The 20,352-nt window shown below is 73.0% G+C and carries 22 protein-coding genes and 1 pseudogene; 8 read left to right on the top strand and 15 right to left on the bottom strand.

Going from position 1 to position 20,352, the window contains the following annotated elements:
- Positions 1-50: 50 nt before the first annotated feature.
- Both E6W39_RS20210 and E6W39_RS20205 read right to left on the bottom strand, forming a co-directional pair.
- Positions 51-782 carry a YcnI family copper-binding membrane protein gene (locus E6W39_RS20210; protein ID WP_181799363.1) on the bottom strand — a complete coding sequence of 244 codons (732 nt, stop codon included), beginning with the start codon at positions 780-782 and terminating at the stop codon, positions 51-53.
- Positions 783-878: 96 nt separating this feature from the next.
- Positions 879-1,700 (bottom strand): hypothetical protein, encoded by an 822-nt coding sequence (locus E6W39_RS20205; protein ID WP_141634718.1) that lies wholly within the window; start codon positions 1,698-1,700, stop codon positions 879-881.
- Positions 1,701-1,919: 219 nt separating this feature from the next.
- On the opposite strand from E6W39_RS20205, the gene E6W39_RS20200 reads away from it, so the two are divergent.
- Both E6W39_RS20200 and E6W39_RS20195 read left to right on the top strand, forming a co-directional pair.
- Positions 1,920-2,555 carry an ATP-binding protein gene (locus E6W39_RS20200; protein WP_323809062.1) on the top strand — a complete coding sequence of 212 codons (636 nt, stop codon included), beginning with the start codon at positions 1,920-1,922 and terminating at the stop codon, positions 2,553-2,555.
- A gap of 67 nt (positions 2,556-2,622) precedes the next feature.
- Positions 2,623-2,865, top strand: a complete 243-nt coding sequence (locus tag E6W39_RS20195; RefSeq protein WP_141634717.1) for a hypothetical protein — start codon at positions 2,623-2,625, stop codon at positions 2,863-2,865.
- A 37-nt stretch (positions 2,866-2,902) separates the two neighbouring features.
- Here the strand turns inward: E6W39_RS20195 and E6W39_RS20190 are convergent, their stop codons facing one another.
- Positions 2,903-4,102, bottom strand: coding sequence for an acyl-CoA dehydrogenase family protein (locus tag E6W39_RS20190; RefSeq protein WP_141634716.1), 1,200 nt, complete (start codon positions 4,100-4,102; stop codon positions 2,903-2,905).
- Positions 4,103-4,272: 170 nt separating this feature from the next.
- On the opposite strand from E6W39_RS20190, the gene E6W39_RS20185 reads away from it, so the two are divergent.
- Entirely contained in the window at positions 4,273-4,914 is a 642-nt protein-coding gene (locus E6W39_RS20185; RefSeq protein ID WP_141634715.1) for a TetR/AcrR family transcriptional regulator, read from the top strand.
- A 62-nt stretch (positions 4,915-4,976) separates the two neighbouring features.
- Here the strand turns inward: E6W39_RS20185 and E6W39_RS20180 are convergent, their stop codons facing one another.
- Positions 4,977-5,234 (bottom strand): DUF5302 domain-containing protein, encoded by a 258-nt coding sequence (locus E6W39_RS20180; protein WP_141634714.1) that lies wholly within the window; start codon positions 5,232-5,234, stop codon positions 4,977-4,979.
- Positions 5,235-5,306: 72 nt separating this feature from the next.
- Positions 5,307-5,444, bottom strand: a complete 138-nt coding sequence (locus E6W39_RS39525; protein ID WP_181799362.1) for a hypothetical protein — start codon at positions 5,442-5,444, stop codon at positions 5,307-5,309.
- Positions 5,445-5,603: 159 nt separating this feature from the next.
- Here E6W39_RS39525 and E6W39_RS20175 point away from each other — a divergent pair, with 159 nt between their 5' ends.
- On the top strand, positions 5,604-6,212 hold the full coding sequence (locus E6W39_RS20175) for a hypothetical protein (protein ID WP_141634713.1): 609 nt from the start codon (positions 5,604-5,606) through the stop codon (positions 6,210-6,212).
- Here the strand turns inward: E6W39_RS20175 and E6W39_RS20170 are convergent, their stop codons facing one another.
- On the bottom strand, positions 6,213-6,905 hold the full coding sequence (locus E6W39_RS20170; RefSeq protein ID WP_141634712.1) for an SDR family oxidoreductase: 693 nt from the start codon (positions 6,903-6,905) through the stop codon (positions 6,213-6,215). It lies immediately after the preceding gene.
- 72 nt (positions 6,906-6,977) lie between these two features.
- On the opposite strand from E6W39_RS20170, the gene E6W39_RS20165 reads away from it, so the two are divergent.
- Positions 6,978-7,478, top strand: coding sequence for an FBP domain-containing protein (locus E6W39_RS20165; RefSeq protein WP_141634711.1), 501 nt, complete (start codon positions 6,978-6,980; stop codon positions 7,476-7,478).
- On the opposite strand, the gene E6W39_RS43585 is transcribed toward E6W39_RS20165, so the two are convergent.
- From E6W39_RS43585 to E6W39_RS44230, 3 genes and pseudogenes are all read right to left on the bottom strand, one after another.
- Positions 7,459-8,814: a helix-turn-helix transcriptional regulator gene (locus E6W39_RS43585; protein WP_141634710.1), complete on the bottom strand. Its 1,356-nt coding sequence runs from the start codon at positions 8,812-8,814 to the stop codon at positions 7,459-7,461. The genes E6W39_RS20165 and E6W39_RS43585 overlap by 20 nt on opposite strands.
- A 98-nt stretch (positions 8,815-8,912) precedes the next feature.
- Positions 8,913-9,986 carry an AAA family ATPase gene (locus E6W39_RS41770; RefSeq protein WP_267286702.1) on the bottom strand — a complete coding sequence of 358 codons (1,074 nt, stop codon included), beginning with the start codon at positions 9,984-9,986 and terminating at the stop codon, positions 8,913-8,915.
- Between the two features lie 23 nt (positions 9,987-10,009).
- Positions 10,010-10,321, bottom strand: a pseudogene (locus E6W39_RS44230) (ATP-binding protein); the annotation flags it as partial.
- Positions 10,322-10,454: 133 nt separating this feature from the next.
- On the opposite strand from E6W39_RS44230, the gene E6W39_RS20145 reads away from it, so the two are divergent.
- On the top strand, positions 10,455-11,921 hold the full coding sequence (locus E6W39_RS20145) for an MFS transporter (protein ID WP_141634707.1): 1,467 nt from the start codon (positions 10,455-10,457) through the stop codon (positions 11,919-11,921).
- Here the strand turns inward: E6W39_RS20145 and E6W39_RS20140 are convergent.
- Positions 11,918-12,490, bottom strand: a complete 573-nt coding sequence (locus E6W39_RS20140) for a TetR/AcrR family transcriptional regulator (protein WP_141634706.1) — start codon at positions 12,488-12,490, stop codon at positions 11,918-11,920. The genes E6W39_RS20145 and E6W39_RS20140 overlap by 4 nt on opposite strands.
- 90 nt (positions 12,491-12,580) lie before the next feature.
- Here E6W39_RS20140 and E6W39_RS20135 point away from each other — a divergent pair, with 90 nt between their 5' ends.
- Complete coding sequence (locus E6W39_RS20135) at positions 12,581-13,297, top strand: SDR family oxidoreductase (RefSeq protein ID WP_141634705.1); 717 nt, start codon at positions 12,581-12,583, stop codon at positions 13,295-13,297.
- On the opposite strand, the gene E6W39_RS20130 is transcribed toward E6W39_RS20135, so the two are convergent.
- From E6W39_RS20130 to E6W39_RS20110, 5 genes are all read right to left on the bottom strand, one after another.
- Entirely contained in the window at positions 13,254-14,321 is a 1,068-nt protein-coding gene (locus E6W39_RS20130) for a M56 family metallopeptidase (protein WP_141634704.1), read from the bottom strand. The two genes, E6W39_RS20135 and E6W39_RS20130, sit on opposite strands and share 44 nt — an antisense overlap.
- Positions 14,322-14,335: 14 nt before the next feature.
- Positions 14,336-14,716 carry a BlaI/MecI/CopY family transcriptional regulator gene (locus tag E6W39_RS20125; RefSeq protein WP_141634703.1) on the bottom strand — a complete coding sequence of 127 codons (381 nt, stop codon included), beginning with the start codon at positions 14,714-14,716 and terminating at the stop codon, positions 14,336-14,338.
- Between the two features lie 216 nt (positions 14,717-14,932).
- Positions 14,933-16,255, bottom strand: coding sequence for a permease (locus E6W39_RS20120; RefSeq protein WP_141634702.1), 1,323 nt, complete (start codon positions 16,253-16,255; stop codon positions 14,933-14,935).
- Between the two features lie 316 nt (positions 16,256-16,571).
- A complete protein-coding gene (locus E6W39_RS20115; RefSeq protein WP_141634701.1) occupies positions 16,572-17,540 on the bottom strand; it encodes a pirin family protein in 969 nt (322 codons plus the stop codon).
- A gap of 150 nt (positions 17,541-17,690) precedes the next feature.
- Positions 17,691-18,236 carry an SseB family protein gene (locus E6W39_RS20110; RefSeq protein ID WP_407658415.1) on the bottom strand — a complete coding sequence of 182 codons (546 nt, stop codon included), beginning with the start codon at positions 18,234-18,236 and terminating at the stop codon, positions 17,691-17,693.
- 275 nt (positions 18,237-18,511) lie between these two features.
- Here E6W39_RS20110 and E6W39_RS20105 point away from each other — a divergent pair, with 275 nt between their 5' ends.
- Positions 18,512-20,341: an acyl-CoA dehydrogenase gene (locus tag E6W39_RS20105; protein WP_141634700.1), complete on the top strand. Its 1,830-nt coding sequence runs from the start codon at positions 18,512-18,514 to the stop codon at positions 20,339-20,341.
- The last annotated feature ends 11 nt before the right edge of the window (positions 20,342-20,352 follow it).

Here is a 20,352-nt window from a genome sequence, read left to right as displayed (position 1 = left end):
AGGGGGAGCCCGCCGGGGCCGCACGGTCGGCGGCCCCGGCGGGGCGGGAGTCAGGAGGCGGCGCTGCCGTTCTTGCGGCGCAGACCGAACACGCCGAGGGCCGCGCCGATGACGCCCACCACGATGCCGACCACGCCCAGGGTGCGGGCGGTGCCGTCCGATGCGGCGCCCTTCGCGTCCTGCGAGGCGGTCACCTTGGTGCTGTCGGCGGCCGGTGAGGCGGCCGCGCTCGCGGCGGACTTGGCGGTGAGCTGGAGCACCGGCGCCGGGTGGGCCGGCTCCGGCTGGCCCTGCTTGGCCTCGTCGATCCAGCGGACCACGGTGCCGTCGTCCTTGGTCTGCAGCGCCTTGAAGACCAGCTGGTCGGTGTCGGCGGGCAGCGGGCCGAGCGAGACCTTGAACTCCTGGAACTGGCCGGGGCCGATCTTGCCGGTGCTGTCGGCCGTCCAGGTGATCTTGGAGACCGCGCTGGTGATGCTGCCGTCGTCGGTCTTGATCGGGTTGGCCAGCTGGGCCTTGTCCACCTGCACGGTCCAGCCGGGCAGTGGCTGGGTGGAGACCGAGGCGATCGGGTGGTCGCTCGGCAGGGTGACCTCCAGCTTGACCGTGTTGGCGGTGTCGCTCTCGTCCGGCACCCGGAAGGCGACGGCGGTGTAGCCGCCCTGGGTGGCGGTGCCCGGCTGCACGGTGACGTGCGCGAAGGCGGGAACGGCGGTGGCCAGCACGGTGCCCGTCGCGAGCAGCAGCGCGGCGGCAGGGCGGCGGGCGGGAAGCGAACGCATCTGTGGCGTCTCCATCTGGGGCGGGGCACAAGGGTGCCCCGGAACGTGGGAATGACCGTCGCTCGGCGCGCCGGCACTCCCACGGGAGGGGATGGCTCAGCGCGCCCAGGCCGCCGCCGGCGGACCGCGCCGGATCACGCTGTGCCGCAGCAGGGCCGCCGCGGGCAGTCGGCTGTGCTCCCGCCGGGCGCGCACCGGGCGCGGCCGGCAGACCTCGTTCAGCAGCCCGCGCAGCAGCGCGGCGAGCAGCGCCAGCGCCCGATACAGCGGTGCCGTCCACTGCCGCAGCTCGCGAACCGCCCGGCCGGTCGACCCGAGGACCCGCCACAGCCCGGCCTCGCCGCACCGCAGCCACCAGCCGACCAGCACGGCGGCCAGCAGGTGGCCGGCCAGCATCGCCGGGGTCAGGCCGAACAGCCACCACGGGCCGTCGGCCACCGGCGCCTGGTAGGCGTGCGGGTCCAGGCCGGCCGCGCCCACCAGGGCGGCGGCGCTGGTGCCGGGCGGCAGCACGTGGGCCATGCCCGGCATGTCGTTGCAGACCAGCCGGCCCGCCACCTGGGCCAGGGTCGACTGGTCCATGGCGGCCTGCGCGGCGGTGTGGAAGAGCAGGTGCAGGCCGAGCTGGCCGAGGCCCAGCGCGGCGGCGATCCCGGGCAGCGAACGCTCCCGGCCGCCGAGCGCGGCCGCCGGCAGCAGCACGGCGACGAAGCCGACCGCCAGGGCGCCGGTGGCCACCGGGCAGCCCTGGGCCAGCTGGTGCCCCAGCGCCGCGAGCAGCGTGCAGACCAGGGCGAACGGCACCGCGCGGAGCAGCCGCAGCCCCCAGCCGGCGCCACCGGCGGACGCGGGCAGGCCGAACGGCCGGCGGACCGGCTCTTCGGCGCCCGGACGCGGGGCGGGGCGGTGGCTGCTCATGGCCGGGCCATCATCTCATCGGCTCACACGGCGGCCCCGGCCCGGGTACGCCGGTGGCGCCGGACGCCCGCGACCTGGGACACCCCCCCAATGGCCCCGCGTGCGCCGCCCGCCCGCGCGCCGCCGTCCGCGTGGTGCCGCCGCAGCCCGTCGGCCGAACGGGCGGACACCGTGGCGACCCACGGTTCGCCACCCCGGCACCAGGCAATACCTACTTCCATGTGGAGCCCCAGCCAGAACGGACCGGTCGTGGACATCTGGTGGACTCTGCACCTACGGCGCGAACCGGCCAGCATCCCGCTGGCCCGGCGGATCCTGCTCAGCACCCTGGACAACGCCGGGGTCGACCGGGGGATCGCCCAGGACCTCGCGCTCGCCCTCACCGAGGCCTGCGCCAACGCGGTCGAGCACGCGGGAGGCGAGGACGGCTTCCAGGTCACCGCGGCACTGGACGGCGAGCTGCTGCGGATCGAGGTGGTCGACTCCGGCCCCGGCCTGCCGCGGCCCCCGCACCGTCCGCCGGTGCGGCGCGCACCCGCCCGGCACGGCACCGCGCGCCGCCGCCGCGGCCGGGCCTCGCTGCCGGCCCTCGCCGCGCCCTTGGCCCACCGCGCCCGCCCGACCGCCTACGACACCCACGTCCTCCCCGCGCACCGCCCGCTCCCCACCCCGCTGCGCCTGCCTGACCTCGACCAGCTCCCCGACCTCACCGCCGAAGGCGGCCGCGGCCTCTTCCTGATCCGCGCCCTCACCGACCACGTCCGCCTGCACACCCACCCCCAGCGCGGCGCCATCGTCAGCTTCGACAAGGTCCTCACCCGCGCCGCCGACCCGCTGCTGCGGGTGGCGTCCTGACCTGGGTCGGCGGCTCTGCCTGGCGTTCCGGGCAAAGTGGGAGCAATGTGTACGTATGTTGTATCGGATGCGCGCCGAATACGGCGATCAGGGCCGATCCGGCCCGGTGAAGCAGTGGCACCTGGTCCAGAACGAGAAGCTCGTGGGCCTGTGCGGGCGGGACCTGGCCGAGGACTCCGCCACGATGGAGTCCACCGAGTGGGGCAGGACCGGGGAGCGCTGCTGCCGGTCGTGCGGCGTGATCTGGTTCCAGTCCGTGCCCTTCCTGGCGGATGAGCACGACCGGTCGACCTATCTGAAGAGCGGGTAGCCGTCCAGGCAGCAGGTAGTCGCGGCCCCGACCGGGGTCAGCGGTAGGCGGCGGTGCCGGTGATGGCCTCGCCGAGCACCAGGGTGTGGATCTCGCTGGTGCCCTCGTAGGTCAGCACCGACTCCAGGTTGTTGGCGTGCCGCAGCACCGGGTAGGCGGTGGTGATCCCGTTGGCGCCCAGCACGGTGCGGGCGCTGCGGGCGATCTCCAGGGCGGTCCGCACGTTGTTCAGCTTGCCGAAGCTGATGTGCGCGGCCCTCGACTGCCCGGCCTCCTTGAGCCGGCCGACCCGCCAGGCCACCAGGTGGGCCTTCTCCAACTCCAGCGCCATCTCGACCAGCTTCTCCTGGGTGAGCTGGAAGCCCGCGATCGGGCGGCCGAACTGCACCCGGCTCTTCGCGTACTCCAGCGCCGCCTGGTAGCAGTCCCGGGCCGCGCCGACCGTGCCCCAGAGGATCCCGTAGCGCGCCTCGTTGAGGCAGGAGAGCGGCCCGCGCAGCCCGCTGACCCCGGGCAGCACCGCATCGCCCGGCAGCTGCACCTCGTCGAAGTGCAGCTCGCTGGTGACCGAGGCGCGCAGCGAGAGCTTGCCGTGCACATCGGTGGCGGTGAAGCCCTTGGTGCCGCGCGGCACCAGGAAGCCGCGCACGCCCTGCTCGGTCTGCGCCCAGACCACCGCGACGTCCGAGACGCTGCCGTTGGTGATCCACATCTTGCTGCCGGACAGCACCCAGTCGCCCCCACCCTCCGGGCGGGAGGTGCCCCCACGCCCCTTGCGGCGGGCGGTGGTGCGCATCCCGGCCGGGTCGGAGCCGAAGTCCGGCTCGGTCAGGCCGAAGCAGCCGATCGCCCGGCCGGCCGCCATCTCGGGCAGCCACCGCAGCTTCTGCTCCTCGGAGCCGAACGCGTGGATCGCCCGCATCGCCAGCGAGCCCTGCACCGAGACGAAGCTGCGCAGCCCCGAGTCGGCGGCCTCCAGTTCCAGGCAGGCCGCGCCGTAGGCGACCGCGCCGGCGCCCGCGCAGCCGTACCCCTCCAGGTGCATGCCGAGCAGCCCGAGCCGGCCCAGTTCGGGCGCCAACTCGCGGGCGGGGAAGACTCCCTGCTCGAACCAGTCGGCGATGTGCGGGCGGATCCGGTCGTCGGCGAACCGGCGGACCGTGGCCTGGATCAGCCGCTCCTCCTCGGTGAGCAGTTCGCCCACGGCCAGCAGGTCGATCGGGTCGGGTCCGGGCATGCGGGGGCTCCCTTGAGGGTGTGGGGTTACCGGTGGGTCGTCGTGGTGCCGGACCATCCGTATCAGCCTTTACGCTGACGGAAAAGCAGTGCGCGGAGTAGCCGTGGGCGAAATTGCGTTGGCAGTGCAGTCGGTTGTGCAGGGCGGTCACAGGGAGACGGTGGTGGGCAGTGACGGGTGCCACGACGGACGGGCGGGTGCAGAAGGGCAACGAGACCAGGCGGTTGGTGCTGGGCCGCGCGGTCGCGATCGCCTCGGTGGAGGGGCTCGGCGGGCTGTCGCTGGGGCGGCTGGCCACTGAGCTGGAGCTCAGCAAGAGCGGGGTGTTCGCGCTGTTCGGCTCCAAGGAGGAGCTGCAGCTGGCGACCGTGCGGGCGGCCCAGCGGATTTACTGGGACGCGGTGCTGGAGCCGGTGCAGGCGCTGCCGGCCGGGGTCGGCAAGCTCTGGGTGCTGGCCGAGCGCTGGCTGGAGTACTCGCGCACCCGGGTCTTCCCGGGCGGCTGCTTCTTCTACGCGGTGGGCGCGGAGTTCGACGCCCAGCCCGGTCGGGTGCGGGACGCGCTGGCCGAGGCCGGCCGCAGCTGGTACGGGCTGGTGCTGGAGTACCTGGCGGCGGCCCAGGAGGTCGGCCAGTTGCGGCCGGATGCCGATCTGGAGCAGCTGGCCTTCGAGTTGATCGCCTATCTGGAGCTGGCCAACGGGCTCTCGCTGCTGCACGGCGACGACCGGCCGTACCAGCGGGCCCGGCGCTCGGTGCTGCTGCTGCTCCGTTCGGAGGCGGCGGACGAAAGCCTGCTGCCCGCGGTGTGACGACGGCCTGCTGCCCGCGGCGTGACGACGGCCGCGGGCAGCAGGGTGGTCCGACGGTGCGGTCAGCCGCCGCTCTTGCGGCGGAAGGTGCGCTTGCCGCCGGCGGCGCCGTGGGTGGAGTGGATCTTGGAGTTGCCGCCCGGGCCGCCGCCGGCACCGTCGCCCCGGCTGCCCTTCTTCTGCTGCAGGGCGGCCAGGAACTTGGCCTTCACATCGGTGGTGTCGGCCGTGTCGTCCGCGTCGGTCACGCTGTCCGGGGCGGCCTCGGGCGCCGGGGAGCCCTCCTCGTGCTCCGCAGCGCTCGGCTCGGTGCTGTTCATGTGAACCTCCTGGACGGGTCTGGCCATGGTCGTACTCGGGTCACTGTGCCATGAGGAACGGCCGACGTGCCGTCAGTTTTGCCCGGCCCCGGCCCCGGCCTTGTCGCTGGCGCGCTTGTCACGGTAGTTGGGCCCGCCGATGAAGAACAGCAGCACCAGCGTCGGGAATCCGGCTGCGGCCAACGCGACCAGGAGAGCCTGCCACCACATGATCCGCGCCCGTCTCTTGGCGAAATGTCTGGTATAGGACGCTAGGTGAAATTCTGATCGGACGCCAACCAACCCGCCGTCGGCGGGCTCGACATCCGTCCGGGGGAATCCCGTCCACTCCCTGCCCAAGTGCGGCCCCACCGCCGCACACTGGGCGTCATGCAGGTACAGCTGGCCGCGCGGGCGGCCTTCCCCGACCTGGCCTTCGCCGCGGCCACGCCCGAGGCGCTGGTGCTGTTGGACGGCGTCGCCCCGAAGGCCGGCGGCGCGGCGGGCAAGCCCGGTTGCCGGCACGGCACACCCTGGTTCGTCCGCCGGCTGGGGGTGCACCTGCTGGCCCGGCTGACCGACCGCTGTGACCGTTCGATCGCCGAATGCCTGGCCGATGCGATCGCGGAGACCGCGGCACTGCACGGCGGCCGGTGCGACCTGGCCGACCCGGCGGCCCCGGCCGCCGCGGTGCTGGCCGCCCGGCTGCACGGCGCCTCACTGGAGTACCTGCTGCTGGGCGGCCCGCTGCTGCTGCTCGACACCGCGGGCGGGCCGCTGTCGCTGCGGCACGGCGGCGCCGGGAGGGCCGGGGCGAGCCCCCGGGTGTCCGAGACCGCGCGCACCGGGTTCGTCCGCCTGGACGGCCTGCGGGCCCTGGCGGCACTGGCCGACGGGACGGGCGGGACGGATAGGACGGCTGGCGGTGGGCTGCTGCGGCGGCTCGCCGAGGGCGGGCCCGCCGCCGAACCAGGGGTGCTGCTCCACGCGGTGTGCTGACTACCAGGGGATCGCGTGCTTGTCCCGGAAGAACCCGCCGGTCGGCCCGCCGTCCGGCAGCGTGGCGGCCCACACCACGCCCGCCGCGCCGTCCGCCACCGGGCGGCCGCCGCCACCGCCCATGTCGGTGGCCACCCAGCCGGGGCAGACCGCGTTGACCAGGATCCGGTCATGGGCGAGGTCGCGGGCCAGCATCTTGGTGAGGCCGTTGAGCGCCAGCTTGGTGATCGAGTACGCCGGGGTGCCCGCGCCGAGGTCGGCGATCGCGCCCGCGCCGCTGGAGACGTTGACGATCCGGCCGTGCCGCGACTCGCGCAGCAGCGGCAGCAGCGCCTGCACCAGCTGCCAGGGCCCGAACACATTGGTGTCGGCGGCCTCGCGCACCACCGCCAGGTCGGCGGTGCTGACCCGCTGCCAGGTGTCGTAGTGGATGGCCGCGTTGTTCACCAGGACGTCTACCCGGCCGTAGCGGTCGCGCAGTTCGGCGGCGAGCGCGGCGGCGTCGGCGGCGTCGGTGACATCCAGTCGGACGGGGTGGACCGCGGGACCGATCCGGCGGGCCGCCGCCTGGGCCTTGGCCGGATCCCGGGCGGTCAGCACCACCCGGTGGCCGAGGGCGGCGAGCTGACGGCACGTCTCCAACCCGATGCCGCGGTTGGCCCCGGTGACGACTGATACGGGTGCGTCGGTCATGAAGGCCAGCGTACCTACCTATGGTTTTTATTGCTTTGCCTAGTGCTCCTAGGCAATCTAGAGTCGCCAACCATGAAGCCAGTCACCGAACCGGACCTCCGCGCCTCCTTCGTCAACTGCTCCAAGGGCGAGGCCAAGCGGATCAATCTGCCGCGCAATCTCGCCGAACTCCCGTGGGACGAGCTGGACTTCCTCGGCTGGCGGGATCCGGGCGCGCCCGAGCGCAGCTACCTGGTGCTGGAGCGCGAGGACGGGCAGCTCATCGGCCTGGCGCTGCGCTACTCGGCCCAGCAGCGCGGCTTCCTCCGCAGCAACATCTGCAGCCTCTGCCTCACCGTGCACAGCGGTAGCGGCGTTTCGCTGCTCACCGCCCGCAAGGCCGGCGCGGCCGGGCGCGAGGGCAACTCGGTCGGCGCCTACATGTGCACCGACCTGGCCTGCTCGCTCTACATCCGCGGCCTCAAGACCCCGGAGGGCACCGGCAGTCGGATCCAGGAGTCGCTGACCGTCGAGGAACAGCTCGATCGGATGCGCGCCAACCTCGCGGACTTCGTCACGAAGGTCTTCGCATGACGTCAGGTCGAGTGCGCTGGTCGTGCTCGTTGAACAGCCCGAGCCGGTAGGCCAGCGCTGCCGCCTCGGTACGGGAGGCGGCGCCCAGCTTGGGCAGCAGGTTGGAGACGTGCACCCCGGCCGTTTTGGCCGAGATGAACAGCTGTTCGCCGATCTCGCGATTGCTACGGCCGGCCGCCACCAGGCGCAGTACCTCCAACTCGCGTGGTGTCAGCCCGAGTCGGTCGGTGGCGGAGCCGGTGAGCCGCTCGCGCGCCGTCAGTTCGGCGATCCGCTCGGCCAGCGGGCGGGCACCCAGCCGCTCGGCGAGGCCGGCCGCCTCCCCGAGCGACTCCCTGGCGGTGGGGCGGTCGCCGGCGGCGAGGGCGGCGGTTGCGGCGGCCAGCAGGGCCTGGGCGAGCGGGTACGGGTGGGCGAGTGCCCGCCAGGCGCCCACGACCGGGGGCCAGTCGCCGGTGAACCAGGCAGCCGCGGTGGCCTGTTGGGCGGCCTGGACGGGACCAGGGGTGGCCAGCGCGGCTGCCAGGGCCTGGAGTTGCCGGGTCCGGGGGTCGGTGCCCGGAGCCGGGTCCGGCCGTCGGGCTCCGAGGGCGGTGCCCAGTTCGGCCACCTGGAGGCCCGCCAGCAGCAGTGGCCATGCCTGCGTGGGGTGATCCGGCAGTGCGGGGTCGGTCAGCAACTCGCCGAGCAGGCGGTCCGCGAGGCCGTGGGCGTTGTCGGCCAGCGCGGCCCGGATCGCCAACTCCCTTGCCGGTAGCCGGAACTCCCGGCCCGGATAGCCGGGGTCGAACAGCTCGGCCGCAGAGCGGGCGGCGGCCGTGGCGTCGCCGATCGAGCCCTCGGCGAGGTCCAGCAGGCCGCGGGTGGACAGCAGCACCGCACGGTAGAGCGGTGGCGGCTGCTCCTCCAGCGCCCGGGCCAGCACTGTCCGGGCCGTGGCCCAGCGGCCGAGCGCGAAGAGCGCGTCCGCCAGCATCGAGGCCAGCACCGCACCCCGGTTGCCGGCCAGGCCGAGCCGGGCGGCCGCGGCCAGGCCGCGCTCGGCAGCCCGTACCGCCGCCGGGTAGTCGCCCGCCGTCTTGAGCGCCAGCACCCGCATCACGGCGGCGAGCACCACCGTGTCATCCTCGCCCACCGATGCCGCCAGCTGGTCCGCCTCGGCGCAGTCGGCCAGCGCGCCCGCGTGGTCCCCGGCCCGGGAGCGCTCGGCGGCCAGCGTGATCAGCGCCAGTGCCTCCGTCTGGGGCGCCTGGCAGACCTCGCCCAGCCGCAGCGCCTCGGCGGCCGCGCTCGCCGCTTCGGCGTGCTGCGACAGCACCGCCAGCCGGCTGGCCAATGTGGCGAGCAGGCGGCCGCGGACGGCGATCGGGCCGCAGGGGAGGAGGGCCAGGGCTTCGCGCAGATCGTCCAGGCCCTCCTGGCCCTGACGGTGCTTCAGCAGGCTGCGGAGCTCCAGGAGCAGCGCCCGCTCGGTGGGGTCGGGGGTGGCGGCCAGGGCGGCGTCGGCCAGCTCCAGACCGCGCGCGGGGCGCGGGCGTCCAGGGCGGCCCGGGTGGCGGTGCGCAGGATGTCGGCGGGGTCGATGCCCGCGTCCAGGCCCGGGTCCTCCGCCAGGTAGGCCAGCATCCGCTCCAGCAGCCGCAGTTCCTCCTCGTACGCATACCCTGCCCGAGCCGCGCGGGCGGCCGTCCAGGCCGCCGCGTGGGCCGCCGCCCGGTCACCCGCCGCATGCCAGTGCAGCGCCAGCGCGGGCGCCGCTTGGCCCGGCGGGACCAGCGTGGGGTCGGCCGCCAGGGCGCGGGCACAGGCCGTGTGCAGCCGGCGCCGCTCACCCGGCAGCAGTTCCTCGGCCACCGCCGCGCGCAGCAGCGCATGGCGGAACGCGTACCCGTCCTCGTCCACCAGCAGCAGCCCGCGCGCCACGGCCGGCCGCAGCGCCTCCTCCAGCTCCGCCTCGGCCAGCCCGGTGATCCGCTCCAGCAGTCCGGACCCGACCGGCTCGCCCAGCACCGCCGCGGCCCGCAGGCAGGACCGGGTCGGCGCCGCCAACTCCCGCACCCCGGTGAGCAGCAGCTCGCGCAGCGGGGCCGGGGTGCGGGCACCGGGCGACTCGAGCAGCGCCGCCGCGAACAGCGGGTTGCCGCCGCTGCGGTGCTCCAGCTCCGTCAACTCGTGCTCGCTCAGCGGATTCCCCGCCAGCGCGGCGAGGTCGGCGCGCCCGAGCGGCCCCGGGTCCACCCGGCGCACCCGGGGCAGCCGGGCCAGCGCGGTGAGCAGGACACGGGTGGGGTGGCCGTCGTCGAGGTCGGTGGTGCGGTGGGTGACCAGCAGCAGGATGCCGGGCGCGCTGAGGTTGCGGAGCAGGAAGAGCAGCAGTTCGCCGCTGGCCGGGTCGGCCCAGTGCAGGTCCTCCAGCACCAGCACCAGGCCGCGCTCCGCCGCGGCCGCCTCCAGCAGGGCGAGCACCTCGCCGAACAGCCGGGCCCGGCCGTCGCCCGGCGTGCCCAACTCCGGCAGCCAGTGCGCCAGCGCGTACGGCCCGCCCCCGGCAGCGCCTCGGCCGGCCAGTCGCGACCGTGCTCCCGCACCAGGCGGCGCAGCACGGTGGTGAACGGTGCGTACGGCAGCCCGTCCGCCCCCAGGGCCAGGCAGCCGCCGGTCAGCACCAGGTCCGGGAGCGCGGCGGTGAACTCGGTGACCAGCCGGGTCTTGCCGATTCCGGCGTCGCCGCCGACCAGCACGGTGACCGGCTCCCCGCCGGCCGCCTCCCGGTGCGCCTCGGCGAGCGCGGACAGCTCGACGTCGCGGGCGAGGAGGCCCGGCGCCCCCGTACGGCTGGTCATGCGTGGCATCCTAACCGGGCCACCAGCCTGATGATCTTGAAATCTGAAGAGCCGTCTAAGGCATTCTCCCCAGGCGCTCACCCCCTGCTCAGAGCGAGGCTCATGCCACCCGCTACTGGAGGAGGACCTGACGATGGCTCACACCACCACCGCACGGCCGACCGCGCCGACCGCGCCGGCCGCGACCGCCGCTCCGCCCGCCCGCCGCTGGCTCACCCTCCCGGTGATCCTGCTGGCCACCTTCATGGCCTCGTTCGACTACATGGTGGTCAACGTCGCCGCCCCCGCGCTGGCCCACGACCTGCACGCCGGGCAGGCGGCCCTGGAGCTGGTGGTCGGCGGCTACGGCTTCAGCTACGCCGCCGGCCTGATCACCGGCGGCAAGCTCGGTGACCTGTTCGGCCACCGCCGGATGTTCCTGCTCGGCATCACCGCCTTCACCGCGGCCTCGCTGCTCTGCGGGGTGGCCGGATCCCCGGGCCAACTGGTCGGCGCCCGACTGCTCCAGGGCCTGGCGGCCGCCGCGATGGCTCCGCAGGTGCTGGCGCTGATCACCGCGCTCTTCCCGGCCCAGGAGCGGCCGCGGGCCATCTCCTGGTTCGGGGTGGCCCTCGGGGTCGGCGGGATCGCCGGGCAGGTGCTCGGCGGACTGCTGCTCCAGGCCGACCCGCTGGGCCTCGGCTGGCGGGTGATCTTCCTGGTCAACCTGCCGGTCGGCGCGGTCGCCGTGCCGCTCGCCGCCTGCCTGCTGCCGCGCAGTCGTCCAACCGCCCGCCCCCGCCTGGATCCGCTCGGCGTGCTCGGCCTCTCCGGGGCGCTGGGGCTGGCCCTGGTCCCACTGGTGCTCGGCCGCCAGCAGGGCTGGCCGCTGTGGACCTGGTTGAGCCTGGCCGCCGCCCTCCCGGTGCTGGTCGCCACCATCGCCTGGGAGCGCCGCCTGACCCGGGCCGGCCGCGAGCCGCTGCTCGACCTGGCGCTGTTCCGCGGGCGGTCGTTCACCGTCGGCCTGCTGGTCAACGCCTGCATGCTGGCCGCCATCGGCAGCCAGATGTTCACCGTCACCCTGCTGCTGCAGTCCGGCCTCGGACTGGACTCCCGTGCCGCCGGTCTGGAGTTCCTGCCGCTGGGGCTGGCCACCATGGCCGCCTCGCTCCTCGGCCGCCGACTGACGGCCCGCTACGGCCATCGGGTGCTGGTGGCCGGCACGCTGATCAGCACCGTTGCCGCGGCGGTCGTCGCCGTGCTGCTGCAGTTGTCGGGCGGTGCGGTCCCGCCGCCGGCTCTGGCGCTGCCACTGGCGCTCACCGGCCTGGGCAACGGGCTGGCGCTGCCCGCGCTGATGGGTGCCGTCCTGGCCACCGTCGCCCCGCAGCGGATCGGCGCCGCCTCCGGTGTGCTCACCACGACCCAGCAGTTCTCGGGCGCGATCGGCGTGGCCGGTGTCGGTGCCGTCTTCTTCGCGGTGCTCGGCCCCCGGGTCTCGGCCGACGGGTACGCGGGCGCGGCCGAAGCGGGCATGTGGTGCGTGGCGGGGCTGATGGCGGCGGCGTCGGTGCTGGTCGGGGTGCTGGTCCGGGCCGCGCGCCCGTCGTCCTCCTAGGCTTGGCGCCTCATCAACTTCTCCACCGCGCGGCAGAGTTCGGCGGCCGTGGTGGCGTCCACCCGGTCGTGCAGGTCGATCATGCGGTACCACATGGCGCCGAAGACCATGTCGACCACCAGCTCCAGGGGCACGTTCCACTCCCCGTCGAGCCGCTCCAGCAGGCCGCGCAGCAGCGCTCGCCGACGGGCGGTCAACTCGGCGACGGCGGCGGCGATCCCGGGGTCGTGCTGGGCGTCGGCGGTGAGGCCGAGCAGGACGGTGCGGCTGGGGCCGTGCTCGGCCATGGCGAAGGTCGCGGTGAGGAAGGTCAGCAGGTCGGCCTCGGGGCCGCCGGCCGGCGCGGGGGTGGCCACCCGGGCGCTGAGCTCGTTGAGCGCCTCCATCAGCACCGCCGCCCGGGTGGGCCACCAGCGGTAGACGGTGGCCCGGCCCACGCCGGCCGCCTCGGCGATGCCCTTCATGGTGACCGCCGTGTATCCGTCCCGCTCTGCCAGTGCCAGGGCCGCCGTCAGGATCGCCTGCCGGGCTTCGTTGCTGCGCGGGCGACCGCGCGATCCGTCCGTCATGCCCTCCACTTTACAAGACAGGGTGCCTCGAAATATAAATGAGGCACAGTGACTCGAAAGAGCAGTGGAACATCTGGGGGAGTGACACTCGTGTCGGAACGCATCGTGATCATCGGCGGCACTGCGGGCATCGGCCTGGCCGCAGCCGAGCACTTCGTGAAGGACGGTCACCGCGTGGTGATCGCAGGCCGCGACGAGCAGCGCCTGGCCACGGCGCTGGAGCGGCTGGGCGGCGCCGCCGAGGGCCGCCCGGTCGACGCCTCGTCGGCCGCTGACCTCGCCGAATTCTTCGCCGCCCTCGGCGAGTTCGACCACCTGGTGGTCACCGTCGCCCCGCACGGCGGCGTCGGGCCGATCGCCGACCTGCGGCGCGACCAGCTGGCCGCCCTGACCGACGGCAAGCTGGCCGCCCACCTGCTCGCCGTGCAGGCCGCCCTGCCCACCCTGCGCGCCGACGGCTCGATCACCCTGGTCGGCGCCATCACCGCCCACGTCGGCATGCCCGGTACGGCCGCCATCGCCGCCGTCAACGCGGGAGTCGAGGCAGCGGCCCGGGCGCTGGCCGCCGAACTCGCCCCGCGCCGGGTCAACGCCGTCTCCCCGGGCGGCATCGACACGGACTGGTGGGACTGGCTGCCGGGTGACGCCCGCGCCGCCGTCCTCGACGCCTCCGCCGCCGCGCTGCCGCTGAAGCGGATCGGCACGCCGGCGGAGGTGGCGCACGCGATCGCGTTCCTGGTGGAGAACACCTACACGACGGGGATCAGCCTGATCGTGGACGGCGGCGCGCGGCTGCAGGGGGCGTAGGACCTGAGCTCCGGTGGCCGTGGCGGGAGTTGGCGTTTGGCGGCAGCGGTGGGTCAGTGGGTGCCGCCGCCGGGGCCGCTCGTTTGACGAAGTCGAGCAGGGCGTCCAGGTCGAGCCCGGCCTCCAGCGCGCAGAGTGCCGCGGCCACCGCCAATGCCCCAAGTGCCAGCGCCGACCAGGTATGGCGGCGCGGCGCCGGGGCGAGCAGGGCGGTGACGCGGCGGGGGACGGGGCCCGGGAGCGGGGCGGGGCGCAGGCGGCCCATGATGCCCAGGGCGGCGGCGGGGCGGCGGCCAGGAGCATCGGCGGTGCGGCGGGTGGCGAGGGCGGCCTTGCCGATGGCGCGGGCGACGCGGGCGCGGTCGCCGACCGCCGCCCCCGCGGTCTCGTCGGCCCAGCGTTCGACGGTGTAGCCGACGGTGTGGGCCAGCGGGCGCAGCAACGGGTTGGCGGCGGCCGCCAGTTGGGCGCAGGCCACGAAGAGGTGGTGGCGGTGGGTCAGGTGGGCGCGCTCGTGGGCCAGCAGGATCTGGTGTTCGGCCGGGTCGAGGGCCGCCAGCATGCCGGTGGAGATCACGATCCGGCCGGGGCGGCCGGGGATCGCATAGGCCTCGGCGGTGGGGTCGTCGAGGACGACCAGCTGGTCGCGGCCGGGCAGGCAAGCGGCATCGGTCGCCGCCTGGGCCAGGGTGCGGGCGCGCCGCCAGAGCATCCGGCCGGCGAGCACGGTCACGGCGGCGGCCAGGGTGCCGGCGAGCAGGGCGGTGGAGAACGGGGCGGGGTCGTGGTGCTGGGCGGCGAGCGCCGACCAGTGGTGGTGGGGGAGCCGGGCGAGCAGCGGGAACCGGATCAGTCCGGTGACGGCGAGCATGCCCAGGGCCGCGGTGCTGGCGGTGGCGAGCACCAGGGCGCCGGCGGTCAGCAGCCAGGTGGCCCGGCGGGGTGGCAGGCGCTCGCCGACGGGGCGGGCGACCAGAGCGGCCAGGAACGGGAAGAGCAGCGGTAGGTAGACGGCGACGTGCACGTGCTGGAGCTCCCCTAGCCGCCGAGGTCCAGCAGCCGGCGCAGCAGCTCCTCGTCGTCGTCGGACAGCTCGTCGACGAAGTGGGTGAGCACCGCCTCGCGGTCGCTGCGGCCGTCCAGCACCTTGCGCATCTGGCGGGCGGCGAGGCCGGATTCGTCGGCCACCGGTGTGTAGGCGTAGGCCCGGCCGCGCTTCTCGCGTCTCAGCAGGCCCTTGCCGTGCAGGCGGGACAGGGTGGTGACGACGGTGGTGTAGGCGAGCGGTCCGGTGAGGCGTTCCTGCACCTCACCGGGGGTCAGCGCGGCGGGGGCGGCCCGGTGCAGGACTGCGAGGATCGCGGCCTCCAGTTCGCCCTTGGCCCGGCCCTCGGGCGTGGCGGGTTCGGGTACGCCCATGGACTTTCTCGCCTTCTGCGCTATCTTCTACATCTACGTAGTATTTCTACGTAGATGTAGAAGATGATTCTCTGCCCAAAGTCTGCCATGCCGGTCAGACCCGTCGGACGGTTTCACCCGCCATTAGTGGACCGGACCGACGTCGCCTGTCGGCGGGTGCCCCGTCTCCCCGGTCGCCTGCCGACAGGCGCTTTCGCGTGGTGCGGTGCGTGCGGGTCAGTGGTGCTGGTGGTCCCCGTGGTCCCCGTGCGCACCGTGGTCGTGACCCGCGTGCGCGCTGTGGTCCCCGTGGCCCTCGTGCCCCCCGTGCCCTTCGTGCGCGTCGTGGCCGTCATGCCCTGCGTGCCCCGCGTGCCCTCCGTGGCCCGCGTGCCCCTCGTGCCCTTCGTGCCCGTGCCCCGCGTGGTCATCCGGCCCGCCGCCCATCATGTGCATCATCGCCATCCCCCCGGTGCGGAAGAAGCGGATCACCAGCACGGCGGCCAGCAGCAGGAAGGCGATGTTGAGCCAGCTGGTGTAGTTCCAGGAGATGCCCTCCATCGGGATGGTGGCGTCGCGCTGGTCGGGGATCAGGCCGAGGCCGCCGAAGAGGAGCTCCACCAGGTAGCCGGCGAGGACCATGGCGGCGTAGAAGGTGGCCAGCAGGAAGTAGGCCATCCGCCGGCCGTAGTACTTCCGGTAGATGTTCAGGATCGGCAGGATCAGCAGGTCGGCGAAGATGAACGCGACCACGCCGCCGAAGCTGATGCCGCCCTTCCAGAGGACCACCGCCAGCGGCACGTTCCCGATCGAGCAGACGAACGAGATCATCGCCACCACCGGGCCGATCAGCGGTCCCCAGAGCTTGGCCGCCAGCGGGTGGTGGGCGAAGAAGAACGCCTGCCAGAAGGAGTCCGGCACCCAGGCGGCGATCGCACCGGCCACCAGCAGGCCGATCACCAGGTCCTTGAGGATGGCGGCCCACTCCATGACGAACACATGGGCGGTGGCGGTGAACCCGTCGCGGGAGAACAGCCGCCGGGTGAAGGAGCCCTCGCCCTGGACGGACATGTCCATCGCCGCGTGGCCCTCCATCGAACCGGCCAGCCCGCGGTCCGCCTGCTCGCGGGCCTCGCGTAGCAACTTGTCCCGCAGGAAGAGCCGGAACAGCACGGCCAGCGCGATGATCATGATCGGGCCGCCGACGAACTCCGCCGCGGTGAACTGCCATCCCATCAACAGGGCCAGGATGACGCCGAGTTCGACCACCAGGTTGGTGGAGGCGATCTCGAAGGCCATGGCGGCGGTGAAGTCGGCGCCCTTGCGGAACAGCGAGCGGGCGAGCGCGACGGCCGCGTAGGAGCAGGACGAGGAGGCCGCGCCGAGGGCGGAGGCGATCGCCAGGGTGCGGGGGCGGTCGTCACCGAGCAGCCGGATCACCGTGGACTTGCGCACCACCGCCTGGACCACGGCGGACAGCAGGAAGCCCAGGATCAGCGCCCAGGTGATCTCCCAGGTCATCGACCCGGTGATGGACAGTGCGTGCAGTAGCGCGTGCATGGTGCTCCGCCTTCCCCTCGAACTGCTTGCACTCGGTGAACCACATACCCCCATAGGGTATTCCGAGCGGGTCACTGCGACCGGAGTCATGGCGATGGTGACCCATCGTCAGATCCTGCCAGGGAGGGGCCGCTGACTACTAATGTATTTAGCGGATTAGTTCTACGGACTGGCGGACGTCCGCGCCGACAGCGCGGAGCCGGCGGCGCAGAAACCAGCGGCGCAGAAGCCAGCGGCGCGGAACCAGCGGCGTGGAGAACGCCGAACGGGTCGACCTCCAGGGGAGGCCGACCCGTTCGGATCGTCGGAGCTGACGTCAGCCCGGCAGGTGCGGGTTGGCGGGGATGGTGCCGAGGCGGCCGGCCTGGAAGTCGTCCATGGCCTGCTGGAGCTCGGTGTGGCTGTTCATCACGAACGGCCCGTACCAGGCGACCGGTTCGCGGATCGGCAGGCCGCCGAGCAGCACCACCTCGAAGTTGGCGCTGCGGGAGTCCGGCTGCTTGTCGTCGGCGCGGATGGTGAGCGTGTCGCCCTCGCCGAACACCACGGCCTGGCCCATGTGGAAGGGGCGGTGCTCCTCGCCGGCCGAGCCGCTGCCGGCCAGGCCGTAGGCGAGTGCGTTGAAGTCGGCGCGCCAGGGCAGGGTGACCTGGGCGCCCGGGTTCACCGAGACGTGGATCATGGTGATCGGGGTGTGGGTGGCGCCGGGGCCCTGGTGGCCGCCGATCTCACCGGCGATCAGCCGGACCAGCGCGCCGCCGTCCGGGGAGGCGAGCAGCTTGACGCTGCCGCCGCGGATGTCCTGGTACTTGGGCGCGATCATCTTGTCGGAGGCCGGCAGGTTCACCCAGAGCTGCAGCCCGTGGAAGAGGCCGCCGGACAGCACCAGGGACTCCGGCGGGGTCTCGATGTGCAGCAGGCCGGAGCCGGCCGTCATCCACTGGGTGTCGCCGTCGGTGATCACGCCGCCGCCGCCGTGCGAGTCCTGGTGCACGAAGGTGCCGTCGATGATGTAGGTGACGGTCTCGAAGCCGCGGTGCGGGTGCCAGGGGGTCCCCTTCGGCTCGCCGGCCGCGTAATCCACCTCGCCCATCTGGTCCATCATGATGAACGGGTCGAGGTACTTCTGGTTGATCTTGGCGAACGCCCGGCGGACGGGGAAGCCCTCGCCCTCGAAGCCCTCGATGGCAGTGGAGACGGCCAGCGCGGGGCGGGGCGTGGCAGCTTCGGCGGGAGCCGCGATGCGCGGCAGGACGAGCGGGTTCTCTACGGTCACGGCTGGCATGTCGGCCTCCTGCTGGATCGGGGCGCTGTGGCCTACGTCCGCCAGGTTAGTTCAACAATCAACAAGTAGCAAGTTGAAACTTGAACTAAATGCGGAAGGTCCACCCTCTCAGGGTGGACCCGGTGGTTTCGAGGCGGCCCGGCGGCGGCCTCAGCCGTACATCCGCCGCATGGTGAAGTCCACCATCTGCTCCACGGCCTTGGCGTCGAACACCATCCGGTGCTCGCCCTCCATGTCGAGCGCGAAGCCGTAGCCGGTCGGCAGCAGGTCCAGCACCTCGGCGCCGGAGACGGTGAAGTACTTGGACTCCTTGCCCGCGTACCGGCGCAGCTCCTTGAGCGAGCTGAACATCGGGATCACCGGGGTGGGCGTGTTGTGCAGCGCCAGGAAGCCGGGGCGGTCGCCGCGCGGGCAGTGCACCTTGGAGGTGATGAAGATCGCCTGGAAGTCCTCGACCGGCATCGAGCCGGTGGTGAAGGCGCGCACCGCGTCGGCGAGCGAGGGCGGCGAGGGTTCGGGGTAGAGCGACTGGCCGGCGGACTGCGCCTGGTCGCCGTATCCTCCGGCGGCCATGCCGGGGCCGGCCTGCGCGCCGTACCCCTGCTGTCCGTACCCGCCGCCCATGCCCTGCTGGCCCGCCTGCTGGTAGGGGTCGCCCGGGTAGCCGCCGCTGGCGCTCTGCTCGTAGCCGTACACACGGACAGGCTAGCGGGCCGGAGAGTCCTTGTGCGGCGGCCGAATCGGACAACGTGGCCTGGGATGGTCCTGTGGGGAGGCGACTACGAGACGACTGTCGGGTAGGCATTCGATCGGCTCGGTGCGGGTATCGCGGGATGGAACGACGTGATGCCCTTCACGCGGTATTGGCGGCTGGGGGCTTGTACAAGTTACTAACCGGTAGCATCATGGGGTTTACTGGCGGGTAGGGGCGCGTGATGGCGCACCCTGAGCGACGAACCGGAGAAACGGCGATGGGTCACTACAAGTCCAACCTGCGGGACGTGGAGTTCAACCTCTTCGAGGTGCTCGGCCGCGACCAGGTGTACGGCACCGGTCCGTTCGCCGACATGGACGTCGACACCGCGAAGAACATCCTCAGCGAGATCTCCCGGCTGGCCGAGAACGACCTCGCCGCCTCCTTCGAGGACGCCGACCGCAACCCGCCGGTCTTCGACCCGGAGACCAACACCGCGCCGATCCCGGCCAGCTTCAAGAAGAGCTACCAGACCTTCATGGACGCCGAGTGGTGGCGCCTGGGCATCCCGGAGTCGATCGGCGGCCAGGTCACCCCGAACTCGCTGATCTGGGCCTTCGCCGAGCAGATCCTGGGCTCCAACCCGGCCATCTGGATGTACTCCTCCGGCCCGGCCTTCGCCGGTGTCATCGCCGACGAGGGCACCGAGGAGCAGCTGAAGGTCGCCCAGCGGATGACCGACCGCCTGTGGGGCTCGACCATGGTCCTCACCGAGCCCGACGCGGGCTCCGACGTGGGCGCCGGCCGCACCAAGGCGATCAAGCAGGAGGACGGCTCCTGGCACATCGAGGGCGTGAAGCGCTTCATCACCTCCGGTGAGCACGACATGGCCGAGAACATCATCCACCTGGTGCTGGCCCGCCCCGAGGGCGGCAAGCCGGGCACCAAGGGCCTGGGCCTCTACATCGTCCCCAAGTTCGACTTCGACTGGGAGACCGGCGAGCTGGGCGAGCGCAACGGCGTCTACGCCACCAACGTCGAGCACAAGATGGGCCTCAAGGCCTCGAACACCTGCGAGATGACCTTCGGCGCCAAGCACCCGGCCAAGGGCTGGCTGGTCGGCGAGAAGATCGACGGCATCCGCCAGATGTTCAAGATCATCGAGTTCGCCCGCATGATGGTCGGCACGAAGGCCATCGCCACCCTCTCCACCGGCTACCTGAACGCGCTGGACTACGCCAAGCAGCGCGTCCAGGGCGCCGACATCGCCAACTTCCTGGACAAGACCGCGCCGCGCGTCACCATCACGCACCACCCGGACGTGCGCCGCTCGCTGCTCACCCAGAAGGCCTACGCCGAGGGCATGCGCGCCCTGGTCCTCTACACCGCCTCGGTGCAGGACGACATGGCCGCCGCCCGCCTGCGCGGTGAGAAGGACGAGGCCGCCGAGCGCCTGAACGACCTGCTGCTGCCGATCGTCAAGGGCTACGGCTCCGAGAAGTCCTACGAGCAGCTGGCCCAGTCGCTGCAGACCTTCGGCGGCTCCGGCTACCTGCAGGAGTACCCGATCGAGCAGTACATCCGGGACGCCAAGATCGACACCCTCTACGAGGGCACCACGGCGATCCAGGGCCAGGACTACTTCTTCCGCAAGATCGTGAAGGACGGCGGCCAGGCGCTGACCGCGGTCTCCGAGCAGATCCAGAAGTTCCTGGCGGCCGGCGAGGGCGGCGAGGCGCTCGCCGCCGAGCGCGAGTTCCTGGCCAAGGCGGCCGGCGACCTGGAGGCGATCGTCGGCAAGCTGCTGGCCGACCTCTCCTCGGTCGAGCAGGACGTCAAGAACATGTACAAGGTGGGCCTCAACACCACCCGCCTGCTGATGGTCTCCGGCGACGTGGTGGTCGGCTGGCTGCTGCTGCGCCAGGCCGTCGTGGCGCTCGCCAAGATCGAGGCCGGCGCCACCGGCAAGGACCTCGCCTTCTACCAGGGCAAGGTGGCCGGCGCCCGGTTCTTCGCCCGCAACATCCTGCCGACCGTCGCCTCGCAGCGGCTGATCGCCGAGGGCATCGACCTGGACGTCATGGAGCTGGCCGAGGACGCCTTCTGAGCAGTCTGACA

The sequence above is a fragment of the Kitasatospora acidiphila genome (assembly GCF_006636205.1).
In the GTDB taxonomy this organism is placed as follows: Bacteria; Actinomycetota; Actinomycetes; order Streptomycetales; family Streptomycetaceae; genus Kitasatospora; species Kitasatospora acidiphila.
Note: the sequence above shows the minus strand (reverse complement) of the source record. Positions and strands in the feature narration are given on the sequence as shown.